8 protein-coding genes and 1 pseudogene are annotated in these 11,580 nt (G+C 58.2%); 6 read left to right on the top strand and 3 right to left on the bottom strand.

Annotated elements, in window-relative coordinates:
- Positions 1 to 153 precede the first annotated feature (153 nt).
- The 3 genes and pseudogenes from CJ255_RS19260 to CJ255_RS24780 all read right to left on the bottom strand — a co-directional run.
- The gene (locus CJ255_RS19260; protein WP_097645717.1) at positions 154 to 2,922 is read right to left on the bottom strand and encodes a VWA domain-containing protein; all 2,769 of its coding nucleotides are present in this window, start codon (positions 2,920 to 2,922) and stop codon (positions 154 to 156) included.
- Positions 2,867 to 3,751, bottom strand: coding sequence for a choice-of-anchor J domain-containing protein (locus CJ255_RS19265; protein ID WP_320410738.1), 885 nt, complete (start codon positions 3,749 to 3,751; stop codon positions 2,867 to 2,869). The genes CJ255_RS19260 and CJ255_RS19265 overlap by 56 nt, the downstream gene beginning before the upstream one ends.
- A gap of 3 nt (positions 3,752 to 3,754) precedes the next feature.
- Positions 3,755 to 4,171: pseudogene (locus CJ255_RS24780) on the bottom strand (choice-of-anchor J domain-containing protein); the annotation flags it as partial.
- A gap of 136 nt (positions 4,172 to 4,307) precedes the next feature.
- Between CJ255_RS24780 and radA the strand changes: the two are divergent.
- The 6 genes from radA (at position 4,308) to CJ255_RS19295 (ending at position 11,291) form a co-directional block, all read left to right on the top strand.
- On the top strand, positions 4,308 to 5,678 hold the full coding sequence (gene radA, locus CJ255_RS19270; protein WP_097645719.1) for a DNA repair protein RadA: 1,371 nt from the start codon (positions 4,308 to 4,310) through the stop codon (positions 5,676 to 5,678).
- Complete coding sequence (locus CJ255_RS19275) at positions 5,679 to 6,779, top strand: PIN/TRAM domain-containing protein (RefSeq protein ID WP_097645720.1); 1,101 nt, start codon at positions 5,679 to 5,681, stop codon at positions 6,777 to 6,779.
- A 230-nt stretch (positions 6,780 to 7,009) separates the two neighbouring features.
- Positions 7,010 to 7,456 (top strand): D-aminoacyl-tRNA deacylase, encoded by a 447-nt coding sequence (gene dtd, locus CJ255_RS19280; protein ID WP_097645721.1) that lies wholly within the window; start codon positions 7,010 to 7,012, stop codon positions 7,454 to 7,456.
- 109 nt (positions 7,457 to 7,565) lie between these two features.
- Positions 7,566 to 8,000, top strand: coding sequence for an anti-sigma regulatory factor (locus CJ255_RS19285; protein WP_097645722.1), 435 nt, complete (start codon positions 7,566 to 7,568; stop codon positions 7,998 to 8,000).
- Complete coding sequence (locus CJ255_RS19290; protein ID WP_097645723.1) at positions 7,990 to 8,571, top strand: SpoIIE family protein phosphatase; 582 nt, start codon at positions 7,990 to 7,992, stop codon at positions 8,569 to 8,571. The genes CJ255_RS19285 and CJ255_RS19290 overlap by 11 nt, the downstream gene beginning before the upstream one ends.
- Positions 8,572 to 8,576: 5 nt before the next feature.
- Entirely contained in the window at positions 8,577 to 11,291 is a 2,715-nt protein-coding gene (locus CJ255_RS19295; protein ID WP_245863589.1) for an ATP-binding protein, read from the top strand.
- The last annotated feature ends 289 nt before the right edge of the window (positions 11,292 to 11,580 follow it).

Consider the following 11,580-nt stretch of genomic DNA (forward strand, 5'->3'; position numbering starts at 1 on the left):
TGGGAGAGGCGGTGCCCGGTTGGTGAGCCTGTCGAACCAGAGCTTGCCGAAGGGGGTAGGGGGTGAGGGCCATCCTGAGCATCCCAAAGCCCTAGCGGTCGCTACAAAGTGGTTTGTGGAGGGGCACGGCGTCGCCGTGTCCCTCCACAGACCCTACCGTACGACGAGCGGTAAGAAGACCGTCTCTTGGCTCACGTCTGGCTTGGCGTTGATCGGATCGCTGATGCGTTCACCAACGATGGGCGGGCCAACTGATAGATCGTACCAGCCCTCGGTTGCATTAGGGTCGAGGTGCATCACCATGATGTAGATGGTCTTGCCGGCGCTTGGCGGCAAGGTGAGTACGAGCACATCGTTGGACGTCGGTTCCGTGTCGAAGATCTTGCTCAACTCCCAACTATCATCATTAGCGAAGGCGAAGACGAAGGGGTCCATGCCTAGGGCGAGGTTGTCCATTCGTAGCACCAGTTCGCCACTGAAGTTACTCGGCACGTCCACTCTGAAGGTGTCAATATCGCCAGCGAAATCGATCCGTCCAACAACCGGGGTGTTATTGGGCTGAACCACCGTGGCGTTCTCGAAATCATCGGCGTGGTCTTGCTCTTGCCCCCCGCTTACAAAGACCGATGTGGTGGCGAAGCGCTGGAAGTTGCCCTCCACCGGGGTCATTTGGGACGGGCGGGTTGCGCCGTCGGGGGCTTGGGTCGGTGCGACCGACTCTTCGCTGAAGACCGCCGTTCCGGCGTTATTGTCGAAGAAGACGGTAATGAAGTACTCGCCATCGCCCTGATAGTTCACTAGCGCACTGTAGAAGCCATCCTCGTTCATAAAGTCGGGTGCGATGCCATCGTCACGCATGGTGATTTCGCTCACCGTGCCGTCCGGCGCTTCCACAATGGCCCGCACGCCTGCCCGCGCAATCGGGAAGTTCTGGGCGATGAAGGCTTCGATCAAGATTGGCTCAGGGGCGGTGATCTGGTTGCCGGTGACCGACTGCACATCAGCGAAGAAGGTGCTCTCCCCCGCTTTCGCCTCGGCGTCAACCCAGAAGATCAGATCCACGTTGGCTTCCGTAGCGCCCACCCTAAGCTCCCAATTGCCCGGGGCTGGATTGACGATGCGGGTGCTGGCGAGCGTAAACTGACCGTCCAGCCCATAATCTTCACTGAAGGTCGTGAAGGTGGCCCCGCTTGCTGTACCGTTGGGCCGCAGGAGCATGAGCGTTGCTGCGTCGGCATCACCCACGAAGAAGACGTCAACCTGGATTGCCCCGAGGCTCGCATCAACGTGGAAGGTCTTGGTGAAGGGATCCGTACTGGTAGTGCTACCCTCGCCAGTGGTCAGACCAGTGATCACCTGCGGCGAGGCGAGTTGCTCGGCTTCACTCAGGGCCAAGCGGAGGTCAACCACGCTCGTTCCGGCGAAGTAGTCGCCATCCGTGGCATCAGCGAGATCGAGCAATTCCGCAGAGAGACGATCGTCTAAGCCTAGATCGAAGGTGTAGATCGGCACGCTTGCCTGTTGGTATGCGCCCACTTGGGTGAAGGGATGACTCCCCTCATTGTGCATAGTCGCACTAAAGAGGTAGACCACGCGGCGGGCCGAGGCGGGTACACTCGAACTGTTGAGCCCGCTCAGGGCGGTGGCCAGAGCATCACCCATCGCGGCGGCGGCGTTGTTCTCTAGGGTGATACCATCAAGCGCAGTCTTCAACTGGGTGCGGGTAGTGTCGTTCGCGATCACAATCGGCGCTTGCACCACCGTCGGCGTGATGCTATAGGTGGAGATACCGATCATGGTACCGAGCGAGGCGTTATCAATCAGGTTCTTGAGCACCGTCTTGAGCGCATCCAGCTCACTCACCGTCATAGCCGCCGAGGTGTCAATCACCAACTGACGGACAAAATCGGGTTCCGCCTGGGCGAGGTTACCCGCGTTGCTGCCCACCCAGACGAAGTCGAGCGCACTGCGGGCCTCTTGGCGTGCGGCCTCATTGACCAGATCGATCCGTGGTGGCTGACCGGCTGCCGGGGCGACCGCCGCCAGTTCGGGGTGGAAGAGCCGCACCGGGCCGGTCGAGCGCTGACCACTGCGCGGGTCTTCGTTCAGCGGGCGTGCCAGCGTCTCCCATGCACTTGCCCCATAGATGCGATGCTGGGCATTATTGCGGGTATTGTTCAGCGCGGTCGAGAAGTTGAGCCAGTTCATGTCGCCGTCAACCGCTCTCCACTGGCTGTTCATCACCGAATTTTCGACCGGCGTATCACCCGAAAGCGGAAAGGACGGCCCTCCAGTTGCACTGTCGCCCCGATACTCATCGAAGAGCGAATAGAAGTAGTGGCCCATCTCGTGACCGAGCGTGTAGCCCCCCTGACGATGGGCGACATCATTGGCAATGAAACTCGTATTCTGGAAATTGTCGCAGTGCTCGATGCGCCACCCCGGCCTGCCAAAGCCCGAGATATGGGCATTAGGCCAGCAGGAAGCAATCCAAACGATGTCGGCCTGATCCTTGCGGTTCCCGTTGGTGTAGATCTCGATGCGGCGTAGCTTGTTGGCCCCGTTCGACATCTCGTAGACCGCGTCGGCGAAGTAGCGCAGGTTGGCTTCAATCGCTGCACGTTTGGTATTCGCATTCGCAGCCGTATCGTAGTACGACACGCTCAGGTCAATGAAGCGCACTACCCGGTTCCCGCTGGTGATCGTGGCGATGTTACCGAATGCTGAAGCTCCCGCAGCATTGCGTGCGCGTACACGGTAGCGGTATGCGGTTTCGCTCGCTACCGTCACATCAATGAAGCTGGTGGCCCCATTGGTGATCGTGGCAATCGAGGCGAATTCCCCATTCCCAAGGGCCCGTTCGAGATCAAAATTGCGGATTCCGCCTCCCGTCCAGGTCAGCTTGATCGCCCCCCCCAGCATCGAGAGCGGCGCTCAGATTGGTGGGTGTTGCGGGTGGGGCTTGGGATTCAATTCTGACGTCATCAACAATCCAGAGCGAGCTGGAGGTCTCAGAGGAGAGCCGGAAGCGGACGATGACGTTGTTGCGGTTGCCAGCCGTTGCTGTTAGATCAACCGTAATCGTGCGTAAGGGATTGGAGTTCTTTGTCTGGGTTGCACGCCAGACGTTCGTCCAACTAGTCCCGCCGTCGCTACTCACGTCCACATCGGCAACGGCATTCCCGCTACTGATGAAGAAGAAGGTACGGAAGGAGAGCGACACTGCGGGACGGCCAGCCAAGTTGAGCGGCGGTGTGCGTAACTCGGTGTCTATCGCCTGGTTCGATCCGATCAGTCTTTCGACGATGGCAAAATTGTCGGTATCCCGCAAAATGCTCTTGCGATTAGCTGGATCGTCAAAGCGCCAACCATCGCCGGGTACGTTGTTCTGCACACTCCAGCCTGCTGGCGTGGTGGTTGCCGTGAAGGCTTCGTTCAGCCCCTGGATATCGGCACATGCCGGAAACTCAGCCGTTGCAACGTTACTCGGTGCCGAAGGGCCAGCGGCATTGAGCGCCAGGACGCGGTACGAGTAGGTTCTACCACACGTTAACCCTTGGCTATCGGTAAAGCGCGTGATCGAACCGGCTACGGTGGTCAACGCATTCCAAGTAGTGCCATCGGGAGATCGCTCTACCCGGTACTGGTTCGCCCCGGTGACAGCATTCCAACTCAGTGCAACCTGGCTGCCATTCACGGTCGCACTCAGACCAGTGGGTGCCGCAGCCGCACTCACGCCCTCTACCCTCACGTCATCAAGTTGCCAGTACCAGTCCCAGGTGGCGTTATAGTAGCGGAAGCGCAGGCGCACATTACTCTGGTTGGCCGCCTGCGCACTGAGATTCACCGTGATCAGTCCACTCACCTGGGTAGTAGTGCGCCACACATTTGTCCAGGTGGTGCCGCCATCGATACTCACATCCACATCAGCGGTGGAATTACCGTGGGGGCGGAAGAAGGTTTGAAACTGGAGGCGGGCCGTGCTGACGCCAGCCAGACTAAACTGGGGCGTGATCAGCGACGTGTCCATCGCAACACCCTGCCCGGCGTGATCACTATCGGCAATCGCAAAGTTTTGTTGTCCGCCGGTTTTATTCGTGCGGGAACCCGGATCGTCAAAGCGCCAACCGGGGCCATCAGCAGGAGTGACACTCCATCCGGCAGGCAGGGTTGTCGCTTCAAACTACAATCGTAAATGGTAGTAAGCCCCCGGCGGGGGGTTGGGGCGTAGCCCCAGCGACGTTGACGTAACCCACTTGAAAGCTACTACCAACGGTAGGCTAAAAGCAGCGTGGTATAATGTGCCCATGGCAAAGACGCGCACCATTTTTGTCTGCCAACAGTGTGGTGCCCAGCAGACGCGCTGGATGGGCAAGTGCCCCGATTGTGCGACCTGGGACAGCCTTGTGGAGCAGGTTGAGGCGCGCACTGGCGCTCGCGGTACGGCTCGTGAGAGCGGTAGTGCCGGGGCAAGGCCGGTGCGTTTGCGCGATGTGCCTACGGGTGGCTTTCAACGCCTGCCGGTCTACGCCGAGGAGTTGGCCCGCGTTTTGGGTGGTGGCCTGGTGCCCGGCTCGGTGGTGCTGATCGGCGGTGACCCCGGAGTTGGCAAGAGTACCCTCCTTACCCAGGTGGCGGCCCATTTTGCCAGTAAGGTTGGCGCAGCCCTCTATGTGAGCGCCGAGGAGTCGGCGCAACAGATCAAGCTCCGCGCTGAACGCCTAGAGCTAGGCGGCGATGAACTCTTTGTCTATTCCGAGACCTCCCTGGATACGATTTTGGCTCAGATTCGCCAGAGCCGCCCTGGGATGGTGATCGTCGACTCGATCCAGACGGTCTACCTAGAGGAGTTAAGCGGCGCAGCGGGGAGCGTCAGCCAAGTGCGTGAGGGGGCGTTGCGCCTGATGCAGTTGGCGAAAGAGTTGGGCGTACCCATTTTTTTGGTTGGCCATGTGACCAAAGAGGGGGCGATTGCTGGCCCGCGTGTGCTGGAGCATATTGTTGATGTGGTACTCTATTTGGAGGGTGACCGCTTCCATCAGTATCGGCTGTTGCGGGGGGTCAAGAATCGCTTCGGCTCTACCAATGAAGTTGGCGTCTTCGAGATGTCGGGTGATGGTCTGCGCGAAGTGCCCAACCCCTCGCAGGTCTTTCTTGCTGAACGCAACGCGGGTAGCTCCGGCTCAACTGTGGCGGTGATGCTCGAAGGCACCCGCCCGCTGCTGATTGAGGTGCAGGCGCTCACCTCAACCACAGGCAGCGCCCAGCCACGCCGCACCACCAATGGCTTTGATCTCAACCGCCTGCTCATGTTGGCTGCTGTGCTGACCAAACGAGTTGGCATTCCCCTCTTCAATCAAGACATCTATGTTAATATTGTCGGTGGCTTACGCATTGGCGAACCTGCCGCCGATTTAGCTGTTGCCCTTGCTATTGCATCGTCATATCGGAATCGCCGGATCGAACCGGATCTCGTGTTGGTTGGCGAGATCGGGCTTTCGGGTGAACTGCGGAGCGTCAGTCAGTTGGATCGTCGTTTGGTTGAAGCGGCCAAGTTGGGCTTCACACGGGCAATCGTGCCCTCCACCGCCCAAATAAGCCCACCTGCTGGCATCACCATCGAGTCTGCTCGTTCACTCGCTGAAGTGGTCGATCAACTGGCCCAGAAGGGGCCGTAGATGAAGCTTAGTCTCAATCTGGTTGTACGTCTTTTGGGAATGAGTGGCCTAGCCTATTTGGGGTGGTATCTTGGGGTTTCGTTGTCGCGCCCCGTGCCTACCGAGATGGAGCGCATAGCGACCAATCTGCTCATGCTAGCCGGGGGGGGGCTGGGGCTGTTGGTTACGCCGCGCCTAACGATTGAGCCACTCAATGAACTGCTGCGCCGCTCGCGGAGTGTGCCCCTCTCGGATCTGCTGGTGATTGGGGCCGGGGTTATGCTGGGCATCATCTTTAGTGTGCTGCTTACGGTGCCCTTGGCGAGCCTGCCAAGCCCTCTGAGCCAGATTCTGCCAATTGTGGTGACACTGGTACTGGCCTATGCCGGTGGCTCGATCTTTAGCTCGCGGCGGCACGATATGGGTGATCTGCTCAAACAGTTGCGCCCGGCTACTTCCGCTACCACCATAGCGGGCAACCCGGAACTGCCCGCCCCAGATTCAGCACCGCGCCGCTTCTTGGTAGATACCAGTGCGGTGATTGATGGCCGCATTGCAGCAGTGGCGCGTACCGGCTTTCTTGAGGGAACCCTGATTGTTCCGGCTTTCGTCTTGGCTGAATTGCAACAACTGGCCGACTCCGCCGATGATCTGCGCCGCGCAAAAGGGCGACGCGGCCTCGAATTGCTCAGTGAGATGCAGCATGAAGCGCCTCTGCCGATTGAAGTGGTCAATGTGGAAGTCGCTGGCGTGACGCGCGTTGATGATAAACTGGTGGCCCTGGCCCGCCAGTATAACTCTCCGATTATCACCAACGACTTTAACCTCAATAAGGTTGCCGCGCTCCAAGGGGTCAAGGTACTCAGCCTCAATATCCTCAGCGAAGCCATGCGCCCCCTGGTGATTCAAGACCAACGCCTCCAGTTGACTATCCGCAATGAGGGGAATGCCCGCCAACAAGGGGTTGGCTACCTTGACGATGGGACTCCCGTGATTGTCGAAGATGCCCGCCAACTGATTGGTCAATCGGTTGAGGTCATTGTGACCCGCTTGCATCAAACCCAAACCGGGCGGATCGTCTTTGCGACCCTCGCACCAGAGGAGTTGTCGGCACCACGGTGAATTGATGGTTTTATGATTTTCACCACAGAGGCGCAGAGCACACCGAGGGTGGGCATCAGATCGAAAACCTCTGTGCCCTCGGTGCCTCTGTGGTGAAAACCTCTGTCTCTTTATGATTTTCACCACAGAGGCGCAGAGCACACCGAGGGTGGGCATCAGATCGAAAACCTCTGTGCCCTCGGTGCCTCTGTGGTGAAAACCTCTGTCTCTCGCTCCTTGAGGTAATTCCATTGCGTGCTCTCATCCAGCGCGTCTCGAGCGCATCAGTCGAAGTAGCCAACGAGCTTGTGGGCCAAACGGGCCCGGGGCTGCTCATTCTACTCGGTGTAGGCCAAGGTGATACAGAGGCCGACGCCGAGGTGTTGGCCAAAAAGACCGCCCACCTACGGATTTTTGGCGATGAGGCGGGTCGTTTTAACCACTCGCTGTGCGACGTGGGCGGTAGCGCCTTGGTCGTGTCGCAGTTTACCCTCTACGCCGATACGCGCCGTGGTCGTCGTCCCAACTTCAGTGCCGCCGCGCCCCCCGAGTTGGCCGCACCTCTCGTTGAGGTCTATGCCCAAGCCCTGCGGAATTACGGTGTGCATGTGGAATTGGGCGTCTTTGGGGCCATGATGCGCGTCGCCTTGGTCAATGAAGGCCCAGTGACCCTCATGCTCGATAGTGCTACCTTGTAAGCGCCCCTGGCGGGTTTGGGGCCAAACCCCGCATCCCAATGGTATAACGAAAGTGTTATAATGAGAAGCAAAGGTTTGCGTTAACGACAGTGGTACGTAGGAAGAGCGTATGGTCGCACCGATCAGTTGCCCAATTATGCGCGAGGTTGATGTCTATGTAGCCATGAGCCGCGTGCGCGAATTGGCAACTGAGTTGGGCTTTGGTCTGACTGACCGTACCCGCATTGAGATTGTTGTCTTAGAATTGACCCGCAATCTGTTGGTACATGCGGGCGGGGGGAGCTTGAGCTTTGCCCGCCTTGATGATCCTAATCGTGGCGTTGGGCTGATGATCGAGGCAACTGATGAGGGGCCGGGGATTGTGGATATCGAATTGGCGCTCCAAGATGGCTATAGTACCGCCCATACGCTGGGCTCTGGTTTGCCTGGCGTGCGCCGCTTGATGGACGAGTTTCGCATCACGTCAACCGTGGGGGTCGGTACCCATGTGCGGGCGGTTAAGTGGCTGCATGTGCCGCAGCGGAGAGCAATCTATGGGCGTTAGTTGGGGCGCGGTCGTACGCCCAAAGTATGGCCAGAGTGTTAGTGGTGATGTCTATGTGATTGAACCCTTCGATCCCGCTGGGTTGCAGGTTGCGGTGATTGATGGCTTGGGCGGTGGCACCGAAGCGGCCCATGCGGCTAATGCTGCCGCTGCGGTTATTCGTGAACAACCGGCCCTTGAGCCGACCCTGCTGATCAAACAGGCTCACGCAGCCCTCCATGGCACCCGTGGTGCCGTGATGGGTATGCTCACGTTTGATCTGCCCCAACGCAAGGTGACCTACATCGGGGTTGGCAATATTGGTGCCCAGGTCTATAGTAGCCTCGCCATTAAGCCTATTTCCAAAAATGGGATTATTGGCTATCGCTTGCCTACCTTGCTCAAGCTCTCCTATAGCTATAATTTTGGCGATACCTTCGTTCTTTATAGCGATGGTGTCTCGAGCCGCTTCAATCTCGACAATCAGATCAGTACCACTATGGAGCCGCAAAGCCTTGCCGAGCTGATTCTTAAGCAGCACGGGAAGGATAGCGATGATGCCACGATTGTGGTGGTGCGGATTACCGAGTAGTGCCCATGTCTACTGCCCTCGCCATATGGCTTACCAATCAGCGTGCAACCCTTATGCCCATGTGGGCCGAGCTTTTGGCAATGCCCCATGCCCAGCTTGCGGCGATCACTGCGCCCCCCGCTGATGACGCTGATGGCGCGGTGGCAACCCTGAGTTTGCCTACCGTTGATGTTGCTGAACTCTATGCTGCGGTGTTGCAGGCAGCCCAGGCCGATGGCGCTGCCCTTGATACGCTGCTGCAAAACCTTGCGCTTGGCGATGGAGGAAGCGAGGGCGCCTTAGGCCCGGTACTCGATCTTGCACGCCAGCTTCAACGCTGCGCCCATACCCTGCTGCGCCAGAGTATCAGCGATCCGGCGGAGGCGCTTGATCTCGTTGAACAGCTTGATGATCTCTTTGATCACGCAACATCTATGCTGACCAACGCGTGGTCGGAGTATAACATTGAGCTGATTCGCGAGCGTGAGTTTATTGCCGCGAGCCTCGATTCTGCCTCCGCTGCCGCCGACCGGCGCACGCTCCAATTACAATCGCTCAATGTCATTTCGCAGCAACTCTCTGCAATCCTCGAAGAGGAGCAGTTGATTGAGTTGCTCATGACCAACCTCTTTAATCTGACTGGGATTGCCCAGATTACGCTCTGGGAAGCTGCGGCGGATGGCCAGCAACTGGTGGTGCGTGAGACGACCGGCAGCGCTGAGTTGCCCATGGCGGATCTGCAAATTCCCCTCGATCATCCGAGTGACCTTGTGGCTCTGGCGCTGCGTCAGGCTCAATCTCAGTTTGACATGCAGCCCGATCCGGCCCTCCAAGGCGCTTGGTTGCTGCCCAATTGTGGCGTTCTGACCATGCCCATGCTGGTGAGCGAGCGGGTGGTGGCGGTAGTTGGTCTGCAAGATACTGATCCGATCAACCATCTGCGCTTGCAGCAAGACCTTGTGCAAGCTGTGGTCAACCAGAGTGCGATTGCGCTGCAGAATGCGCGTCTCTATGCTGAGGTTCGGGCGCTCAATGTTGACCTCGAACGGCGGGTGGCGGAACGTACCCGTGAGTTGCAGGATGAGAAGGATCGCCTCGCAACGATCCACCAGATCTCGGTGGAGGTCAGTAGTACGCTCGATCTCGATAGTCTGCTCGAAACCTCGTTGCAGATCTTGGCCGACATCACCCGTACTGAACGCGCTTCGATTATGCTGGTTGAACAGGACGGCAGCCTGCTGGTGACACGCAAGGTGCTTGGGGTCGAGAGCGATCCCCAAAACTATGTGCGCTTCCCGATTGGCAGCGGGATTGCCGGTTGGGTGGCTCAACAGCGTAAAGGTGTCCTCATTGATGATGTGAGTAGGGATGAGCGTTGGGTCGCCGCGCCCGGTATGTCGGTGCGCCGCCGCGAAGGCTCTATGGCCGCCGTGCCCCTCGTGGTGCAGGGTGAGGTCTTGGGAGTGCTGAGCCTCTCCCATAACCAGGTTGGCTTCTTCACTGAAGGCCACCTGCGCCTACTCAATGCCTCAGCCGGCTCGATTGCCATTGGGGTCAATAATGCCAACCTCTTCCAGATGATTAGCTCTGAGGCTGAACGGCGCTATGAGTTGCTTGATCGCCAAGAGAAGGCCTCGAGCCAGATTCAGGCCATCCTCCAAAGCCTGAGCGATGGGGTGATTGTGTGTGACCTTGAGGGCGATGTGTTGACCCTCAACCCCGCTGCTGCCGAGATTCTGGCGCGTAATGTGGATGATATGCAGCTCTGGAGCCTCAATCTCCACGAGATTATTGCGCGCTATATGGGTAATCGTGCCCACGAGTTGCCGCTGCCCGATCTGCTGCATCGCCCCATGAGCCGCGATGATCAGCCGCGCTTCTTTGAGTCGATGCTGAAGGTGGGTGTGCGTACCATCGCTCTCTTGCTTGGCCCAGTCCTCAAAGAGAATGGCGAACTGCTCGGTGCCCTGCTTATGCTGCGTGACATTACCCGCGAAGTTGAAGCCGACCGGCTCAAGACCGAGTTTATCGGCACGATGTCTCACGAATTGCGTACCCCCATGACTGCGATTAAGGGCTTTACCCAACTGCTCTCGATGGGCGGCTTGGGCCCGCTCAATGATACGCAGCGTGAGTTTGTTACGACGATCTACAATAATACTGAGCGCATGATCGCGCTGATTAATGATGTACTCGACATAACCAAGATTGAAGCAGGGAGTGCCGACATCGAATGGCGCTCGTTGCACCTCGCTGAGGCGCTGAGTGGCGTCGTTGCCGAACTGAGATCGCTTGCGACTGAACGCGACCATGAATTGACCATCAGTATTCCGCCGGGCCTGCCCTTGGTGCGCGCTGATGCTCATCGCTTGCACCAAATTCTCTACAACCTGTTGATCAATGCGATTAAATATACGCCCAAAGGCGGCCAGATTTGGGTGACGGCCCACGAGACGACCATTGAAGCCTTGCCCGACGAGATCCGCGATCAGGTGCCCCACGGTCAACGTTACACCCAACTGAGCGTGCGCGACACCGGGGTAGGCATTTCAGAAGAGGATCTACCGCGTGTCTTTGATCGCTTCTATCGTACCGAGAATACGCTCAAGATCGAAGCGGGCGGCACTGGGCTGGGTCTCTCGCTCGCACGGCCCCTGATTGAACTGCTCGGTGGTAAAATTTGGGTACAAAGCACCCTCGGCGAAGGGAGTACCTTTAGCTTTGTTTTGCCTGCGGCATGATCCTGCTTACCACCTTCCTCATTTCGTAATTGTTCACACTTCTCCTGGGAGCGCGGGCGTCTCGCCCGCAATGGCATGGATGCGGGCGAGACGCCCGCGCTCCCAGGCGGATGTTTTACCCCAAGTCTGAACAGTTAGGGAAGCGGATAATGTTGATTACCCCGTGGCTTTGTCACCCTGAGCGAAGGTTCGTAGGAATGTTCCTGTTTACGCCATAGGTAGTGCCGACTTTAGTCGGCTCCCATCGCTGCCAAAGACCTCAGCCGACTAAAGTCGGCACTACGATGCC

Origin of the sequence: Candidatus Viridilinea mediisalina, from assembly GCF_002532535.1 — a bacterium.
Taxonomy (GTDB): Bacteria; Chloroflexota; Chloroflexia; order Chloroflexales; family Chloroflexaceae; genus Viridilinea; species Viridilinea mediisalina.